The following is a 16,265-nucleotide window of genomic DNA, read 5'->3' on the forward strand; positions in this document are numbered from 1 at the left end:
ACCAGGAGACGACATCCATGTCAGGTTCTCAATTCGGAAGTTTCATCCTCGGGCTGCTGGTGGTGGCGATCGCGGTCGCGATCGTCGTCCTGCTGCTGCACTGGCTCTACCTGCGCAGTTCCAAGGAACGCGCCTTCGTGCGCACCGGCCTCGGCGGGCAGAAGGTGGTGCTCGACGGCGGCGCCTTCGTGCTGCCGATCGTGCACGACGTGATCCCGGTCAACATGAACACGTTGCGGCTGGAGGTCAGCCGCGGGCGCGACAAGGCGCTGATCACCAAGGACCGCATGCGCGTGGACGTGATCGCCGAGTTCTACGTGCGCGTGGCGGCCAAGGCCGAGGCGGTGGCGGTGGCCGCGCAGACGCTGGGCCTGCGCACCATGGAACCCGAGCAGCTCAAGGAGCTGGTCGAGGGCAAGTTCGTCGACGCGCTGCGCACCGCCGCGGCCGAGATGACGATGGAGGAGCTGCACGAGAAGCGCGGCGCCTACGTCAAGCGGGTGCGCGAGGCAGTGGCCGAGGACCTGACCAACAACGGCCTCGAGCTCGAGGCCGCCTCGCTCACGCAGCTGGACCAGACCGGCATGGAGTTCTTCAACCCGAGCAATGCCTTCGACGCGGAAGGCCTGACGCGGCTGACCGAGCAGATCGAGCACCGCAAGAAGCAGCGCAACGACGTCGAGCAGGACACGCTGATCGCGATCCGCAACAAGAACCTCGAGGCCGAGAAACTGTCGCTGGAGATCGACCGCGAGAGCGAGCATGCGCGGCTGACGCAGCAGCGCGAGGTCGAGATGGCGCGCTCGCGCCAGCGCGCCGAGGTGGCGATCGAGCGTGCCCAGCGCGAGCAGCATGCCGAGAGCGCGCAGATCGCGGCGCGCCAGAGCATCGATGCGGCGCGCATCCGCTCCGAGCAGACCCTCGAGGAGGAGCGCATCGGCAAGGAGCGCGCGATCCAGAGCGCCGAGCTCGAGCGCCGCACCTCGCTCGAGCTGGCCGAGCAGCAGCGCTCGATCGCCGTGGCGCGCGAGAGCAAGGCGCAGAGCGAGGCCCAGGCCGAGGCCGAGGCCGCGCGCGCCCAGGCGGTGACGGCCGAGGAGAAGGTGTTCACCGCGCGCGAGGTCGAGAGCGCCGAGCGCAAGAAGACCATCGAGCTGATCGCGGCCGCGCTGATCGCCGAGCGCGAGGCGCTGCGGCTGACCTCCGCGGCCCAGGCCGAGCACGACGCGAGCGCGCACCGCGGCGCCGCGCTGCGTGCCCAGGCCGAGGCCGATGCCGACGCCGAGAAGATCCGCGCCGATGCCACGCGCGTGCGCGCCGAGATCGAGGCCGAGGCCGCGCGCTGGATGAACGAGGCGCACAACATGCTCACGCCCGAGGCGCGCATGTCGGCCCTGCGCATGCGGCTGGTGGAGAAGGCCGAGGGCATCATCCGCGAGTCGGTGCGGCCGATGGAGCGCATCGAGGGCATCAAGATCCTGCAGGTCGACGGCTTCGGTGGCTCCTCGGGCGGCGCGCGCAATGCCGAGGGCGGCGGCAACTTCGCCGACGGGCTGGTCAATTCGGCGCTGCGTTTCCGCGCCCAGGCACCGCTGGTCGACCAGCTGCTGCGCGAGATCGGCATCGAGGGCGGCGACATCCAGAAGCTGGTCAACGAGAGCAGCGGCGCGCGTGCCGCGCTGGGCGCCGGCACGCCCAAGGAATAAGGCATGGTGAACGTCTACGTCTCGAGCGTGATCGACGCGAGCGCCGACAACGTGTGGGCGCGCGTGCGCGACTTCAACGGCCTGCCGCAATGGCATCCGCTGATCGCCGACAGCCGGATCGAGAACAACCAGCCGGCCGACCGCGTGGGCTGCATCCGCCATTTCCACCTGCGCGACGGCGGCATGATCCGCGAGCGGCTGCTCGCGCTCTCGGACTACGACTACAGCTGCAGCTACGAGATCCTCGAGAGTCCGATGGGCGTGAGCCACTACACGGCGACGCTCAAGCTCACGCCGGTGACCGACGGCGGGCGCTGCTTCGCCGAATGGAGCGCCGAGTTCGACTGCGAGGAACACCGCGAGCGCGAGCTGGCCGACTCGATCGGCGAGGGCGTGTTTCAGGGCGGCTTCGATGCGCTGAAGCGGCACTTCGGAGGCCGCTGATGCTGCAGCGGGTCGTGCGCTCCACCGTCATCGACGCGCCGATCGAGCGCGTGTGGGCGGTGCTGCGCGACTTCAACAGCCATGCCGACTGGCACGAGGTGGTGGAGGCCAGCCGCATCGAGGGCGACGAGCGCGGCGACCAGGTGGGCTGCGTGCGCAGCTTCACGCTGCGCGACGGCAACCGCATCCGCGAGCAGCTGCTGAGCCTGTCTGACAGCGAACACAAAAGCACCTACTGCATCGTCGAGGCCACGCTACCGCTGCAGCGCTACGTGGCAACCGTCACCCTGAAGCCCGTGACCGACGGCGACCGCACCTTCTGGCACTGGGAATCGACCTTCGCCACGCCGCCGGGCCGCGAACGCGAACTGCGCGACACGGTGGCGCGCGGCGTGTACGAGGCGGGGTTCGAGAACCTGCGGCGCTACCTCGAGCGCGGGGCGCCCACGTCTTCCGCGGGCATCGCCGCATCGGCCGCGCTCGCGCTGCCCCGGCGCAGCGTGGGCCTCGAAGCCTATGGCGGCCCCGAGGTCCTGCGCCCGCGCGACGACGAAGCGCCGGCGCCCGCCGAGGGCGAGGTGCGCATCCGCCAGCGCGCGATCGGCGTGAACTTCCTCGACGTCTACCTGCGCCGCGGCTGGATGCCGTCGATGCTGCCGGTGTCGGAGGGCGCGCCCGGCGTGCCCGGCATGGAAGCGGCCGGCAGCGTGATCGATGTCGGCCCCGGCGTCAGCGGCCTCTTTCCCGGCGACCGCGTGGCCTACCTCGGGCCCGTGCCCGGCGCCTACCGCAGCGTGCGCTCGGTGCCCGCGGACTGGGTGGTGCGGCTGCCCGCGGCCGTCGAGGACGACGAGGCCGCGGCGCTGCTGCTCAAGGGCCTCACGGCCGACTACCTGCTGCGCGACCTCGGCCGCGTGCAGCGCGGCACGCGCATCCTCGTGCATGCCGCGGCCGGCGGTGTCGGCCTGCTGCTGTGTTCCTGGGCGCGCAGCCTCGGCGCGGTCGTGGTGGGCACCGTCTCGAGCGAGGAGAAGGCGCGCGTCGCGCGCGACCATGGCTGCGAGCACGTGATCGTCACGCGCGACTACCGCTTCGCCGATGCGGTACAGCGCGCCTGCGGCGGCGTCGACGTGCTGGTCGACGGCCTCGGCGAGGCCGCGCGCGCCGAGAACCATGCGGCGCTCGCGCGCCGCGGCCACTGGATCAGCCTCGGCCAGGCCAGCGGCGCGCTGGCCGCGCTGCCGCCCGACCTGCTGATCGCCAAGTCGCTGAGCTTCTCGCGCCCCGTGGTGTTCGACTACGTCGCCACGCCCGCGCAACTGGCCGAGCGCGCGCAGCGCCTGTGGGATGCGCTCGCCAGCGGCGCCATCCGCAAGCCGCCGATCGAACGCTTCGCGCTCGATGCCGCGGCGCGCGCCCACGAACGCCTCGAATCGCGCGCCAGCATCGGCGCCTTGGTTCTGCTGGCCTAGGGCCTGTTAACGCTATGCAAGGAGAACGCCCGTGATCGTCGGCATGAACCACTTCACCGTCACCGCGGAAGACGAGCGCCAGACGCTGGACTTCTACACCGGCCTGCTCGGCCTGCGCGTGGGCCACCGGCCCGACCTCGGCTTTCCGGGCGCCTGGCTCTACGGCAGCGGGCCGCAGGCCGTGCTGCACCTGTACTTCGGCCGCCCCGTGCCCGCGCAACGCACCGGCGTCATCGACCACATGGCCTTCACCGCGCAGGACCTGCGCGCGGTGAAGGCGCGCTTCGACGCGGCGGGCGTGAAGTACGAGTTGCGGCAGCAGGCGGGCGCGGGGACCTGGCAGCTGTTCTGCCACGATCCGAACGGGGCCAAGGTGGAGCTGGATTTCGATCCGGCCGAGACGCTCTAGGCGATCAGCACAGCAGGCCCTTGCAGCCGCGGGCGGTCATGAAGACCGTGTACGGCCGCCCCCCGGGATCGCTGAACACCCGATAGGGCTTGGCGCCGCTCTCGCCTTCCTGGTTGAACAGCGCGACCGCCTTCACGGCCGACTCGATCGCGGTCGGCGCCTCGAAGGACGAGGTGTCCACGATGCGGTAGCTGAAGGTGCTTCGCTGGGTTTCGTCCCGGACGAACAGGTTCTTCGGCTCGCCCGACGAAGAGAGTCCCGTGACGAACTTCGCGCCCTTGGCGCCCTGCGCGTTCAGCTGCTCCACGTTCTCGCGATGGCTGGCCTCCGAGCGCGTGGGCACCAGCTCGAAGACGCAGCGCGCCGAGGTGGGCACTTCGCGCCCCAGCACCAGCTTGCCGTCCGGGTAGATGGAATCGAACGCGCAATAGCCCTGCTGTCCCAGCTTGTTGAACGTGGCCAGGAGATTCGACGGAATGCCGTCCAGCCCCAACACCATGCCGGTATCGACGAATTCGTAGGTCGTGGTGCTGTCGGTGGCCTTGCTCAGGATCGCGTTGAACTCCGTCTCGGTGAACTGGTCGCCCGTGATCCGATAGCCCTCGGCGCCCTGCGACTGCATGCTGGCCAGGGTCCTGGCCTCGTTCATGGGCCGGATCCGATGCTCGTAGCCGGCCGCGTTGCCCTTCTTCTGATAGAGCGCCCTCTGCTCGCCCTTGACCAGGTCATGGATGCCGAAGGAGAGGTAGACCAGGAAGCCGCTCATCCGGGTGCTGTGCAGCTCCGCCAGCAAGGCCTTCGGATCGCTGATGTCCTGCGTGCCCAGTTGGTAGGTATAGGGCGTGATCGCCATCGGATCGGCCTCGGGCTCCGGCGCCGGTTCCGGCGGTGCGGCCGGCGGCGCCACGGCCGCGGGCGGCGCGATCATCGGAAACCCGCCACCACCACCCCCACCGCCGCCACAGGCGGTCAGCAGCATCGCCACTCCGAGCCAAGCCGGAGGAGCGCATCGTCTCCCTGCCATCGCGAACTCCCTCTTTGTATGAGTCCGGACATCCTACGGATGTTTGTTACATCGTCATGGCAGTGACGTGGGTGGAGCCTCCCCCGCCCCCTTCACCCCCAACGCCTGCGACAGCCGCGCGCAAGCCGCGACCACCTGCCGCCCCAGCGCCTCCACATGCCCCTCGCCGATGCGCGCGGCCGGGCCGAAGATGCCGATCGATCCCGCGACGCCGCGGCCGTTGTAGAACGGCGCGGCCACGGCCACGGCGCCTTCGATCAGTTCGTCGCGGCTCACGGCATAGCCGCGCTCGCGCGTGCGTTCGAGTTCGGCGCGCAGTTTCTTGAGGTCGATCTTCAGGTCCTTGGTGTAGTGCGCGAGGCCCTCGTCGGCCCCGGGCATGAAGGCCAGGATCGCGCGGCCGCTGGCGCCGCGCGCGATGCGCTCGGTGTAGCCGACGCCGCGCTTGAAGTTCAGCGGCTGCGGGCTCGGCATCTCGGCCAGGCACAGGCGCATCTCGCCCTGCGCCACGAACATCGCGACCGTCTCGCGGGTTTCGCTCCACAGCTCGCGCATGATCGATTCGGCCAGCGCCGACAGGTCCAGCGTCTCGGTCCACACGTGCGACAGCCGCGCCACTGAAGGCCCGAGCCGGAAGCGCTGCGGGTCGCCGACCGAGACGATGAAGCCCTTGGTCTCGAGCGTGTAGAGGATGCGGTAGAGCGTGGGCCGGCTCAGGTCCACGCGCTGCAGCAGCTCGCCGGCGGTGAGCTCGGCGTCGTCCTTGGTGAACGCCAGAAGGATGTCGAGGGCGCGGTTGACCGCGCGCACGTTCTCCGAGTTCTTCTCCTTCGGCTCCATGGCCCCTCCTGTGTTGTCGCTTTGCATCGCGGCATTTTCGCTTCCCGCCCGATCCCCTCCCCCACGCCGCGCGGCCGCACCGGCGCGGCCCGATTGCGCGATCGAATCTTGTCCGTATAATGAGCGTACAGTCCATACAACGGACAATCAGCCATCAAAAAGCGATTGGAGACACGATGAACCCCGCCACCCCTTCCCGCCTCCGCGGCCGCTCGTTGCTGGCGGCCGCGGCCCTCTGCCTCGCTGCGCTGGCCGCCCCCGCGCACGCCATCTACCCCGACAAGCCGGTGCGCGTGGTGGTCGGCTTCGCGCCCGGTGGCACCAACGACATCCTGGCCCGGCTGATCTCGGTCAAGCTCTCGGAGCGGCTCAAGCAGTCCTTCGTGGTCGACAACCGCGCGGGTGCCAACTCGATCATTGCGGCCGAGCTGGTGGCCAAGGCGCCGGCCGACGGCTACACGCTGTTCGTGGCCTCGTCGGGCGCGATGACGGTGAACCCGGCGGTCTACGGCAAGCTGCCCTACGACCCGGTCAAGGACTTCCAGCCGGTGGCGCTGCTGGGCTCGTTCCCGCTGGTGGTGACGACCAACGCCGCGTCGAGCGCGAAGACCATGGCCGAGCTCAAGGCGCTCGCGGCCAAGGCGCCGGCCGGCGGCCTCAACCACGGCGTGGCCTCGTCCTCGTTCCAGCTCGCGGCCGAGCTCTACACCAGCGAAGGCGGCGCGAAGTTCACGCACGTCAACTACAAGGGCACCGGGCCGGTCATCACCGCACTGCTGGGCAACGAGGTCGATCTCGGCTTCCTCGACATCGCGGCGGTGCTGCCGCAGATCCAGGCCGGCCGGCTCAAGGCCGTGGCGGTGACGACGGCGAAGCGCTCGAGCGTGCTGCCGCAGGTGCCGACCATCGCCGAGTCGGGCACGCCCGGCTACGACGTGCCGATCTGGACCGGCCTGGTGGCGCCCGCGGGCACGCCCACCGAGGTGGCGGACCGCATCCGCGCCGCGCTCAAGGAAGTGCTGGCCGAGCCCGACACCGTGAAGAAGCTGCAGGCCCTCGGCATGGAGCCGGGCCATGTCGACAGCGCGGCCTTCGGCAGGCAGATCGCCGCCGACATCGCGCGCTGGACCGCGCTCGCGAAGAACGCCAACCTCAAGGTCGACTGATCGGCGCACCGAAGGAACCACCGATGAGCGCCAGCGTCGCGATCACCCTGCTCTTCGCCGATGGCGGCACGCGCCGCGTCGATGCGAATCCCGGCGACACCGTCGTGGCCGCGGCCGCCGAGGCCGGGCTCAATCTGCTCACCGACTGCAGCAACGGCCAGTGCGGCACCTGCACCGCGCAGCTGGTCTGCGGCAGCGTCGAACTCGGCGACTACGACCGCGCGGTGCTGCCCGATGCCGACCGCGCGGACGGCGCCACCTTGTGCTGCGTCTCGCGCGTCACGGCGGAAGACTGCGTGATCGAACTGCCCTACGACCTCTCCGAGGCCACGGCCGAGGAGCCACCGCCGATCGAAGGCACGGTGAGCGCGCTCGAGCGCGTGGCGCTGGAGACGATGCGGCTCGAGGTCCGCGTCGATGCGCCCGTGACTTTCCAGCCGGGCCAGTACGTGCGCCTGCGCGCCGCGGGCAGCGAGGCCTGGCGCTCCTACTCGATGGCCAATGCCTCGGGCGACAGCACGCTGGTGTTCTACGTGCGGCTGGTCGACGGCGGCGCCTTCTCGAGCTGGCTCGCGCAGTCGGCCGCGGTCGGCGCCACGCTCGAACTCAGCGAACCGCGCGGCAGCTTCTTCCTGCGCCAGGAACCGCGCCCGCGCCTGTTCGTGGCCGGCGGCACCGGGCTCGCGCCCTTCCTCTCGATGCTCGAGGCGATCGCCGCGCGCGAAGGCGAGGCGATGCAGCCGACCACGCTGCTGCTCGGCGTGCGCACAAGCGCCCACCTGTTCGCGCTCGAGCGGATCGAACAGCTCAAGCAACGGCTGCCGGCGCTCGAGGTGCGCCTGGCCGCCGAGGCCGAGCCCGGCGACGCCTGCCATGGCGGCTATGCCACCGACCTGATCGGCACGCTCGCGCTCGATCCCGCCACGCGCATCTACCTGTGCGGTCCGCCGCCGATGGTCGAGGCCGGCCGCAGCGCCGCGGCCTCGGCCGGCCTGGCACGCGCCGACATGCTCTGCGAACGCTTCAACTGAAGCGCCGCTTTCCGATTCCCCACCCGACGCACACGACGACAAGGACGCAACGAATGACGACGACGACACCGATGGTCTATCACCGGATGGTCGACCTCAAGCAGGGCACGATCAGCCGCGAGATCTTCTCGAGCAAGGACGTCTACGAGGAAGAGCTCGAGAAGGTGTTCACGCGCGCCTGGCTCTTCGTGGGCCACGAGAGCCAGATCCCCAAGCCCGGCGACTACTTCACCTCGCGCATGGGCGCGGAGTCGGTGATCCTCACGCGCGACAAGAAGAACAAGGTGCACGTGTTCCTCAACTCCTGCCGCCACCGCGGCATGAAGGTGTGCCAGTACGACCACGGCAACACGCAGCTCTTCACCTGCCCCTATCACAGCTGGAGCTACACCACCGAGGGCAAGCTGTTCGGCGTGCCGCAGTTCAAGGCCATCTACGACGGCTGCCTCGAGAAGGAGAACTGGTCGCTGATCGAGGTCGCGCAGCTCGCGATCTACAAGGGCACGGTGTGGGCCACCTGGGACAAGGACGCGCCCGACTTCCTCACCTACCTGGGCGACGCGCGCGCGCACCTCGACCTCGCGCTCGACTGCCGCGACGGCCGCGAGGGCGGCTCCGAGGTGCTGGTGGGCGTGCAGAAATGGGTGATCCCCTGCAACTGGAAGTTCGCGGCCGAGAACTTCCTCGGCGACACCTATCACAACGTGAGCCACCGCTCGGTCGACCTGATCGGCATCGGCCCGAGCGCCGAGGTCGGCGTGAAGGGCCGGCGCGACAACGAGCTCGAGTACGCGCAGCACCTGTGGGTGAACTTCCCCGCCGGCCACGGCGTGCACAGCGCGCTGCTGCCGGAAGACACGCCCTTCGTCGACACCTACAAGAACAACCCGGTGATCGCCGAGTACTTCCGCCATTGCCACGAGGAGCGCAAGCGCCGGCTCGGCGCCGAGAAGAACCGGCTGGTGCCCTTCGTCGGCACCATCTACCCAAACACTTCGTTCCACGGCAAGCAGCCGCGCAACCTCTGCGTGTGGCATCCCAACGGGCCGGAGTCGACCGAGGCCTGGCGCTTCTTCCTGGTCGATGCCGACGCGCCGCAGGAGGTGAAGGACTTCCTGCGCACCTACTACATGCGCTATTCGGGCCCGGCCGGCATGACCGAGCAGGACGACATGGAGAACTGGAACTACGCCACCGCCGGCAGCCGCGGCACCATCGCCAAGCGCTATCCCTACAACTACCAGCAGTCGATGGGCAAGGTCACGACCGAGGGCCCGGTGCCCGGCAACGTGAGCCTGCAGGTCAGCGAGGAGAACCCGCGCCAGTTCTACCGCCGCTGGCGCGACTACATGGACGGCGCCGACTGGGACACCCTGCTGGGCCGCCACGACACCGGCGCGGCGAGCTTCGCCGGATGATGGCCGCGGAAATAGCAGGCATGGCAGGCATGGCGCACCAGCCCGTCACCCTCGTCACCGGCGGCACCTTCGGCCTCGGCGAAGCCATCGCGCTCGAACTGGCCCGGCGCGGCCACCGCGTGCTGGCCTTCGGGCTCGCGCAGCCGCAGGTCTCGAGCACCGCGCAAGGCCTCGAGGGCGTGCGCGCCGCGGCCGAGGCCGCGGGCCTGGCCGAGCGCATCGAGGTGCTCGAGGCCGATGTGTCCAGCGCCGCCGACGTCGAACGCGTGGTCGAACGCGCGCTGTCGCGCTTCGGCCGCATCGACGGCCTCGTCAACAACGCCGCCATCGGCCCGCTCGGCACGGTGCTCGACACGAGCGAAGAGATGTTCGACCGCATCCTGGCCGTCAACGTGAAGGGCGTGTACCTCGCCTCGCGCGCCGTCATCCCCACGATGGCCGCGCAGCGCGGCGGCTCGATCGTCAACATCGGCTCGGGCGCCGGCCATGGCAAGCCCAACATGGCGGCCTACGCGGCCAGCAAGGGCGCGGTGCTCGCGCTCACCACCGCGATGGCCTACGACCATTTCCACCAGCACGTCCGCGTGAACCTCGCGATTCCCGGCGGCGGCGGCATCGTCTCGGGCATGAGCGTGGGCCGCGTGGGCGGCGACACCGCGCTGTTCGCGGGCCGCAAGGTCGCGGGCACGGTGGCGGGCCGCCCGGCCACCGGGCGCGACCTGGCCAATGCCGTGGCCTTCCTGCTGTCCGACGACGCCGCCACCGTCTCGGGCACGGTGGTCGACGTCGGCTGCTTCGCGAACCAGGGCGGACCGATCCCGCCCGCACCGAATTCCTGACCGAACCTCCCACGAAGGACGCATCGATGACCGAGACCCTCACCGAACCGACCGCCGTCGCCAGCCCGCCGCCGAGGCCGCCACGCGACGCGCGCTACTACGAACTCAAGCGCGATATCGAGGAGTTCCTCTACGACGAGGCCGAGATGCTCGACCAGCGGCGCTTTCGCGAATGGCTGGACACGCTGGCCGAGGACCTCGTGTACTTCATGCCGATGATGTTCAACGTCAAGTTCGGCCAGCACGAGACGCGCGAGAAGACCCGCTACGAGAAGGACATGAGCTGGTTCAACGAGGGCAAGTGGACCCTGACCAAGCGCGCCGAGCAGATCCTCACCGGCGTGCACTGGGCCGAGGAGCCGTTGTCGCGGCTGTGCCGCCTCGTCACCAACGTGCAGCTCACCGCGATCGAAGAGAACGCGGCCGGCCAGCAGGAGGTGTCGGTGCTCAGCGGCTTCCTGATCTACCAGAACCGCTGCGAGCACGAGGAGTACTACTTCGCCGGCAAGCGCAGCGACGTGCTGCGGCGCGTAGACGGCCGGTGGCAGCTCGCGCGGCGCGAGATCCGGCTCGGCCAGAACGTGCTGCTGGCCAAGAACCTCACCATGTTCTTCTGAGGCCCGCCCATGCTGAACATCATGCACCTCGAGCCGGGCCGCCGGCTCGAACTGCGCAGCGGCGCCATCGGCGAGATCATCGAGAACATGGGCGACGGCATCTGGGTGCAGCTGCGCATCCTGAGCGCGCCACGCGGCGACTTCGCCGCGGGCGACGAAGAGCTGATCCATTGCGAGGACATCAAGGACCTCGCGCCCGACTGACATCGACACGCGACAGGCAGGACCGGGCCGTCGAAGCCCGGCCATCCGTCGACGCCCCCCACACACCGGAGACAAGCCCCATGAAGATCCTCTCGACGCGCTTCAACGCGCGTGCGCTCGCGAGCGCCGCCCTCGCGCTTTGCGCCTTCGCTGCCACGGCCCAACCCTTTCCTTCCCGGCCCGTGACGCTGGTCGTGCCCTTCGCGCCCGGCGCCTCGGCCGACGGCATCGCGCGCATCGTCGGACGCGAGCTCTCGGCCTCGCTGGGCCAGCCCGTGGTGGTCGACAACAAGCCCGGCGGCGGCGGCGCCACCGGCCTGATCGGCGTGGCGAAGTCCGCGCCCGACGGCTACACCATCGGCATGGGCGCCACCGGCGCGATCGTGGTCAATCCGAACCTGCCCGATGCCGCGCCGCTCAAGCCGCAGGAGCAGCTCGCGCCGGTCGCGAAGGTGGCCGACATCCCGCTGGTGCTGGTGGCCGGCGCGAAGACCGGGCTGCGCGACCTGCGCGGCTTCATCGAGAAGGCGCGCGCCACGCCCGAGGGCACGAGCTACGGCACCACCGGCCAGTACACCGCGCAACACCTCGCGGGCGAACTGCTGGCCAGCATGGCGAAGCTCAAGCTGGTCGCCGTGCCCTACCGCGGCAGCGGTCCCGCAGTGACCGACCTGCTCGGCGGCCAGTTGCCGGTGGCGGTGGTCGACCTGACCTCGGCCTATCCGCACATCAAGAGCGGCGCGCTGGTGGCGCTCGGCGTGACCAGCGCCACGCGCAGCGCGGTGGCGCCCGAAATTCCGACCATCGCCGAGGGCGGCGTGCCCGGCTACTCGGCCACCGCGTGGATGGGCCTGTTCGCGCCCGCCAAGGCACCGCCCGAGGCGATCGAGAAGCTCGCGGGCGCGATCCAGGCCGTGGTCGCCAAGCCCGAGGTGCAGTCGCAGATCGTCGGGCTCGCGGCCGAACCGCGCTACCTCGGGCCGGCCGGGTTCAAGAGCTTCATCCATGCCGAGTCGGACAAATGGGCAGGCGTGATCGCCTCCATTCCCGCGCCGCAGAAATAGCCCCGCCAAGGAGACGCCATGATCCGCCTGAAGAGATTCGCGAGCCTGCTCGGCCTGGCCGTGCTGGCCGGTGCCAGCACCGCCGCGCCCTGGGCGCCCACCAAGCCGGTGCGCATCATCGTGCCGATCACCGGCAGCACCAACGACACGGTGGCGCGGCTGGTGCAGCCGAAGCTGCAGGAGGCGCTGGGCCAGCCGGTGATCGTCGAGAACCGGCCCGGCGCGGGCGGCAACATCGGCGCCGACTACGTCGCCAAGTCGCCGCCCGACGGCCACACGCTGCTGGTGGGCTACAACGGGCCGATCGCGATCAACGCCACGCTGTTCCGCAAGATGCCCTTCGATCCGCGCAAGGACCTCGCGCCGATCACGCTGGCCGTGACCTCGCCGCAGTACCTCGTGGTCAATGCCGACCTGCCCGCGAAGACGCCGGCCGAGTTCGTGGCGCTGGCCAAGGCGCGTAAGGGCGGGCTGTCGTATGCCTCGGTGGCGGTGGGCAGCGCCTCGCACCTGACGATGGAGATGCTGAAGTCCGCCGCGCAGGTCGACATCACGCACGTGCCGTACAAGGGCGCCGGGCCGGCGCTGGTCGACCTGGTGGCCGGCAACGTGCAGAGCGCCTTCCTGGTGCCGGGCAACGTGCAGCAGTTCGTCAAGGACGGCCGGCTGCGCGTGATCGCGACCACGGGCGAGAAGCGCTTCGCGAACGTGCCCGAGGTGCCGACGATGGTCGAGTCGGGCTATCCCGATTTCGTCGCCACGTCGTGGGTCGGCTTCCTCGCGCCCGGCGGCACGCCGCGGCCCGTGATCGACCGGCTCAATGCCGAGATCGTGAAGATCGTGCGCTCGCCCGAGATCAGCGCGAAACTCCGGGAGCTGGAATTCGACGTGGTGGCCGGCTCGCCCGAGGATTTCTCGCGCTGGATCGACAAGGAAGTGAACCGCTGGGGTGCGGTCATCAAGTCGACCGGCGCCACCGTCGACTGACCAGCGCACCCACGATTTGAACGAAGAACCCAGGAGACACACGAATGACGATGGATGCGGCCTCGGCCCCACCCGCTCCCCCCGCGCCGGCCGGCATGTCGGCCGCCGAATGGACTGCCCGGCTCGACCTGGCCTGCTGCTACCGGCTGTTCGACCACCTCGGCTGGACCGAGCTGATCTTCAACCACATCACGCTGCGCGTGGACGAGGCCGGCGAGGGATCGGAAGCGCGCTACCTGATCAACCCCTTCGGCCTGCACTACGCCGAGGTCACGCCACTGAACCTGATCTGCACCGACATCGGCGGCAACTCGCAAAGCGAGAGCGCCTACACGGTCAACAAGGCGGGCTTCGTGATCCACAGCGCGGTGCATGCCGCGCGGCCCGATGCGCACTGCATCATGCACGTGCACACCACCGCGGGCTGCGCCGTCGCCTCGAAGGAAGAGGGCCTGCGGCACGACAACTTCTACAGCGCGATGATGTACGGCGACGTGGCCTACCATGACTACGAGGGCGTGACCACGAACCTCGACGAGCAGCCGCGGCTGGTGCGCTCGCTCGGCAAGGCCAACCACCTGATCCTGCGCAACCACGGGCTGCTGACCGCGGGGCCCGACATCCCGACCGCCTTCAACCGCCTGTGGACCCTGCAGCGCGCCTGCGAGATCCAGCTCGCGTCCGATGCCGGGCGCGGGTCGAACCGCGCGATCCCCGCCGAGATCCTCGAGACCGTGCCGGCCACGCGCGTCGCGGGGCGCGGCCCCGTCAACCGGCTGGTGTTCGAGGCCATGCTGCGGCGCGCGGGCATCTCGCGCGCGATGTTCGCCTGAGACTGAACTAGTTCGCGAAGTGCGCCGCGAGCGCGAGGTCCGCCGCGGACCTCGCCTCGGCCACGGCCGCTTCGCCCAGTCCCGTGCCCTGCACCGAGAAGAAGTGCAGTTCGGTCAGCCCGATGCTGCCGAGGATGGCGCGCAGATAGGGCGTGAGGAAATCGGGCTGCCGCGCGCGCTCGCCCGAGAAGCGGCCGCCCGAGGCAATCGCGATGAACACGGGCCGGTCGCGCAGCATGCCGACCTTGCCCTCGGGCGTCATGCGGAAGGTGCGGCGGGCGCGCACCACGTGGTCGATCCAGGCCTTGAGCACCGAGGGCAGGCTCAGGTTGTGCATCGGCGTGCCGATGACCACGACGTCGGCCTTCTCGAGTTCCTCGATCAGGGCATCGGAAGTCGCGACCGCGCCCCGCGGCGCGACCTCGGCCGTGGCCGAGTGCTGCCCCGAGGCGTAGTTGGCGTCGATGTGCGCGAGGCCGCCATCGCCGATCGCGCGCCGCACGAGCAGCGCCGCGGGCGCCTGCCGGCGAAGGTGCTCGACGATCCTGTGCGAGAGCCGACGGCTCTCGGAGTCTTGCCCGCGCGTGCTGCAGTCCAGGTGCAGGATGTTCATCGTTCGCTCCCCATGATGTGATGGCGGCGATTCTAAAAATTGCATGGCCTGCCATGAAGAGCCATGAATCGACATATCGAATGGACCATGATCGATGGCCCGGTGCTACGATCCCGCGCACCTTCTTCTCTCCTCGATCACGCCATGGCCGCAGGGACCGTCACCCATCTCTCGCCGCTGGACCCGAAGTCGCCGGAGCCCTACTACCGGCAGATCTACGGGCGTTTTCGCAACGCGATCGCGAGCGGCACGCTGAACCCCGGCGACCGCATCCCCTCGGCGCGCGCGCTCACGCAGGAGCTGGGGCTGGCGCGCGGCACCATCGATGCCGCCTACGGCCTGCTCGCGGCCGAGGGCTACATCCAGGCCCGCGGGCAGGCGGGCACGGTGGTGTCGCCGAGCCTGCGCCCGCGCATGCCGGTCGCGCGCGAGCAGCCGGCGCCGGCGGCCAGCCCTTACAAGCCGAGCTTCCGGCCCGATTCGATCCTGCCGTTCCAGATGGGCCTGCCGGCGCTCGACGTCTTCCCGCGCAAGATCTGGGCGCGGCTGGGCGCACGCGCCGCGCGCGCGATGCAACCGATCGACATGACCCATCCGGCCATGCCGGGCCTGCCCGCGCTGCGCGCCGGGATCGCCGCCTACCTGCACGTATCGCGCGGCATCGACTGCGCGCCCTCGCAGGTCTTCCTCACCTCGGGCTACCGCCACACGCTCGAGCTGGTCGCGCAGGCGCTGCTCAAGCCCGCCGACCGCGTGTGGTTCGAGAACCCCGGCTATCCGCCCACGCGCGAACTGCTGGCCGCGATGCGGCTCGCGGGCGTGGCCGTGCCGGTGGACGCCGAGGGCCTGGTGGTGGCCGAGGGCTTGCGGCTCGCCCCGAAGGCGCGTGCCGCGGTGGTCACGCCCGCGCACCAGAGCCCGCTGTGCGTCTCGCTGTCGCTGCCGCGCCGGCTCGCGCTGCTCGACTGGGCCCGGCGCAACCAGTCGTGGATCGTCGAGGACGACTACGACGGCGAGTACCGCTATGCCGGCCGCCCGCTGCCCGCGCTCAAGAGCCTGGACCGCGACGGCCGCGTGATCTATGCCGGCACCTTCAGCAAGGTGCTGTTCCCGAGCCTGCGGCTGGCCTACCTCGTCGTGCCCGAGGCGCAGGTCGAGCGCTTCGAACGGACCCAGGCGATGTTCGCGGGCGGCAGCCCGCAGCTCACGCAGGCCATCGTCGCCGACTTCATCGCCGAAGGGCATTTCGCGCGCCACATCCAGCGCATGCGCAGGCTCTATGCCGAGCGCCGCGACGCGACCCGCATCGGGCTCGAGCGCGTGCTCGGCGCCAAGGTGCGCATCGACGAACAGCCCGGCGGCATGCACCTGATCCTGCGGCTGCAGGGCCGGCGCTCCGACCGCCGGCTGGTCGCGCGCATGCGCGAGGAAGGCCTGTTCGCGGAGGCACTGACCGACTGGGCCGTCGACCGGGACATCGCGCCCGCGCTGATGGTGGCCTTCACGAACGTCGATTCCACCGCCACGGCCGAGCGGCTCGCACGGCGGATCCTGCCGCTGATGTGAAGCGCCGCGGCCGGATCATGGCCTAGAACGCA

The 16,265-nt window shown here is 70.1% G+C and carries 17 protein-coding genes; 14 read left to right on the forward strand and 3 right to left on the reverse strand.

The genetic code is table 11. The features are described from left to right. Positions 1–17: 17 nt before the first annotated feature. Genes AC07RM_RS02720 through AC07RM_RS02735 form a run of 4 tightly spaced genes read left to right on the forward strand, consistent with a single transcriptional unit; the run spans position 18 to position 4,031 of the window. Positions 18–1,706 carry a flotillin family protein gene (locus tag AC07RM_RS02720; RefSeq protein ID WP_093352505.1) on the forward strand — a complete coding sequence of 563 codons (1,689 nt, stop codon included), beginning with the start codon at positions 18–20 and terminating at the stop codon, positions 1,704–1,706. Between the two features lie 3 nt (positions 1,707–1,709). Next, on the forward strand, positions 1,710–2,150 hold the full coding sequence (locus AC07RM_RS02725; protein WP_057592685.1) for an SRPBCC family protein: 441 nt from the start codon (positions 1,710–1,712) through the stop codon (positions 2,148–2,150). Beyond that, entirely contained in the window at positions 2,150–3,622 is a 1,473-nt protein-coding gene (locus tag AC07RM_RS02730) for an SRPBCC family protein (protein WP_495332780.1), read from the forward strand. The genes AC07RM_RS02725 and AC07RM_RS02730 overlap by 1 nt, the downstream gene beginning before the upstream one ends. A gap of 31 nt (positions 3,623–3,653) precedes the next feature. Then, the gene (locus tag AC07RM_RS02735) at positions 3,654–4,031 is read left to right on the forward strand and encodes a VOC family protein (RefSeq protein ID WP_208512416.1); all 378 of its coding nucleotides are present in this window, start codon (positions 3,654–3,656) and stop codon (positions 4,029–4,031) included. A 4-nt stretch (positions 4,032–4,035) separates the two neighbouring features. On the opposite strand, the gene AC07RM_RS02740 is transcribed toward AC07RM_RS02735, so the two are convergent. Beyond that, complete coding sequence (locus AC07RM_RS02740) at positions 4,036–5,010, reverse strand: hypothetical protein (RefSeq protein WP_495332782.1); 975 nt, start codon at positions 5,008–5,010, stop codon at positions 4,036–4,038. A 99-nt stretch (positions 5,011–5,109) separates the two neighbouring features. Beyond that, complete coding sequence (locus AC07RM_RS02745; RefSeq protein WP_495332784.1) at positions 5,110–5,895, reverse strand: IclR family transcriptional regulator; 786 nt, start codon at positions 5,893–5,895, stop codon at positions 5,110–5,112. A 176-nt stretch (positions 5,896–6,071) separates the two neighbouring features. Here AC07RM_RS02745 and AC07RM_RS02750 point away from each other — a divergent pair, with 176 nt between their 5' ends. The 9 genes from AC07RM_RS02750 to AC07RM_RS02790 all read left to right on the forward strand — a co-directional run bounded on the left by AC07RM_RS02750 (position 6,072) and on the right by AC07RM_RS02790 (position 14,054). Next, positions 6,072–7,061: a tripartite tricarboxylate transporter substrate binding protein gene (locus AC07RM_RS02750; protein ID WP_495332786.1), complete on the forward strand. Its 990-nt coding sequence runs from the start codon at positions 6,072–6,074 to the stop codon at positions 7,059–7,061. A 23-nt stretch (positions 7,062–7,084) separates the two neighbouring features. Continuing rightward, a complete protein-coding gene (locus AC07RM_RS02755) occupies positions 7,085–8,092 on the forward strand; it encodes a 2Fe-2S iron-sulfur cluster-binding protein (protein WP_495332788.1) in 1,008 nt (335 codons plus the stop codon). A gap of 53 nt (positions 8,093–8,145) precedes the next feature. Further along, positions 8,146–9,510, forward strand: coding sequence for an aromatic ring-hydroxylating oxygenase subunit alpha (locus AC07RM_RS02760; protein WP_203207009.1), 1,365 nt, complete (start codon positions 8,146–8,148; stop codon positions 9,508–9,510). Between the two features lie 29 nt (positions 9,511–9,539). Continuing rightward, positions 9,540–10,349, forward strand: coding sequence for an SDR family NAD(P)-dependent oxidoreductase (locus AC07RM_RS02765; protein ID WP_495332789.1), 810 nt, complete (start codon positions 9,540–9,542; stop codon positions 10,347–10,349). 26 nt (positions 10,350–10,375) lie between these two features. Beyond that, on the forward strand, positions 10,376–10,966 hold the full coding sequence (locus AC07RM_RS02770; RefSeq protein WP_057592676.1) for a 3-phenylpropionate/cinnamic acid dioxygenase subunit beta: 591 nt from the start codon (positions 10,376–10,378) through the stop codon (positions 10,964–10,966). Positions 10,967–10,975: 9 nt separating this feature from the next. Beyond that, on the forward strand, positions 10,976–11,170 hold the full coding sequence (locus AC07RM_RS02775; protein ID WP_495332791.1) for a hypothetical protein: 195 nt from the start codon (positions 10,976–10,978) through the stop codon (positions 11,168–11,170). 80 nt (positions 11,171–11,250) lie between these two features. Then, entirely contained in the window at positions 11,251–12,234 is a 984-nt protein-coding gene (locus AC07RM_RS02780) for a Bug family tripartite tricarboxylate transporter substrate binding protein (RefSeq protein ID WP_495332793.1), read from the forward strand. Between the two features lie 18 nt (positions 12,235–12,252). Beyond that, the gene (locus AC07RM_RS02785; RefSeq protein WP_495332795.1) at positions 12,253–13,221 is read left to right on the forward strand and encodes a Bug family tripartite tricarboxylate transporter substrate binding protein; all 969 of its coding nucleotides are present in this window, start codon (positions 12,253–12,255) and stop codon (positions 13,219–13,221) included. A gap of 44 nt (positions 13,222–13,265) precedes the next feature. Further along, the gene (locus AC07RM_RS02790; RefSeq protein ID WP_495332797.1) at positions 13,266–14,054 is read left to right on the forward strand and encodes a class II aldolase/adducin family protein; all 789 of its coding nucleotides are present in this window, start codon (positions 13,266–13,268) and stop codon (positions 14,052–14,054) included. 7 nt (positions 14,055–14,061) lie between these two features. Here the strand turns inward: AC07RM_RS02790 and AC07RM_RS02795 are convergent, their stop codons facing one another. Beyond that, a complete protein-coding gene (locus AC07RM_RS02795) occupies positions 14,062–14,667 on the reverse strand; it encodes an FMN-dependent NADH-azoreductase (protein ID WP_495332799.1) in 606 nt (201 codons plus the stop codon). A gap of 144 nt (positions 14,668–14,811) precedes the next feature. On the opposite strand from AC07RM_RS02795, the gene pdxR reads away from it, so the two are divergent. Beyond that, the gene (gene pdxR, locus AC07RM_RS02800; RefSeq protein ID WP_495332800.1) at positions 14,812–16,233 is read left to right on the forward strand and encodes a MocR-like pyridoxine biosynthesis transcription factor PdxR; all 1,422 of its coding nucleotides are present in this window, start codon (positions 14,812–14,814) and stop codon (positions 16,231–16,233) included. Positions 16,234–16,265: the final 32 nt, after the last annotated feature.

This window comes from Variovorax sp. GW821-FHT09B05, from assembly GCF_059418265.1.

Coding starts and splice junctions, on each gene's coding strand:
- AC07RM_RS02775 (WP_495332791.1), top strand. CDS start 10,976: ATGCTGAACATCATGCACCTCGAGCCGGGCCGCCGGCTCGAACTGCGC.
- AC07RM_RS02730 (WP_495332780.1), top strand. CDS start 2,150: ATGCTGCAGCGGGTCGTGCGCTCCACCGTCATCGACGCGCCGATCGAG.
- AC07RM_RS02765 (WP_495332789.1), top strand. CDS start 9,540: ATGGCGCACCAGCCCGTCACCCTCGTCACCGGCGGCACCTTCGGCCTC.
- AC07RM_RS02720 (WP_093352505.1), top strand. CDS start 18: ATGTCAGGTTCTCAATTCGGAAGTTTCATCCTCGGGCTGCTGGTGGTG.
- AC07RM_RS02795 (WP_495332799.1), bottom strand. CDS start 14,667: ATGAACATCCTGCACCTGGACTGCAGCACGCGCGGGCAAGACTCCGAG.
- AC07RM_RS02750 (WP_495332786.1), top strand. CDS start 6,072: ATGAACCCCGCCACCCCTTCCCGCCTCCGCGGCCGCTCGTTGCTGGCG.
- AC07RM_RS02785 (WP_495332795.1), top strand. CDS start 12,253: ATGATCCGCCTGAAGAGATTCGCGAGCCTGCTCGGCCTGGCCGTGCTG.
- AC07RM_RS02740 (WP_495332782.1), bottom strand. CDS start 5,010: ATGCTGCTGACCGCCTGTGGCGGCGGTGGGGGTGGTGGTGGCGGGTTT.
- AC07RM_RS02760 (WP_203207009.1), top strand. CDS start 8,146: ATGACGACGACGACACCGATGGTCTATCACCGGATGGTCGACCTCAAG.
- AC07RM_RS02755 (WP_495332788.1), top strand. CDS start 7,085: ATGAGCGCCAGCGTCGCGATCACCCTGCTCTTCGCCGATGGCGGCACG.
- AC07RM_RS02780 (WP_495332793.1), top strand. CDS start 11,251: ATGAAGATCCTCTCGACGCGCTTCAACGCGCGTGCGCTCGCGAGCGCC.
- AC07RM_RS02770 (WP_057592676.1), top strand. CDS start 10,376: ATGACCGAGACCCTCACCGAACCGACCGCCGTCGCCAGCCCGCCGCCG.
- AC07RM_RS02745 (WP_495332784.1), bottom strand. CDS start 5,895: ATGGAGCCGAAGGAGAAGAACTCGGAGAACGTGCGCGCGGTCAACCGC.
- AC07RM_RS02725 (WP_057592685.1), top strand. CDS start 1,710: ATGGTGAACGTCTACGTCTCGAGCGTGATCGACGCGAGCGCCGACAAC.
- AC07RM_RS02790 (WP_495332797.1), top strand. CDS start 13,266: ATGACGATGGATGCGGCCTCGGCCCCACCCGCTCCCCCCGCGCCGGCC.
- pdxR (WP_495332800.1), top strand. CDS start 14,812: ATGGCCGCAGGGACCGTCACCCATCTCTCGCCGCTGGACCCGAAGTCG.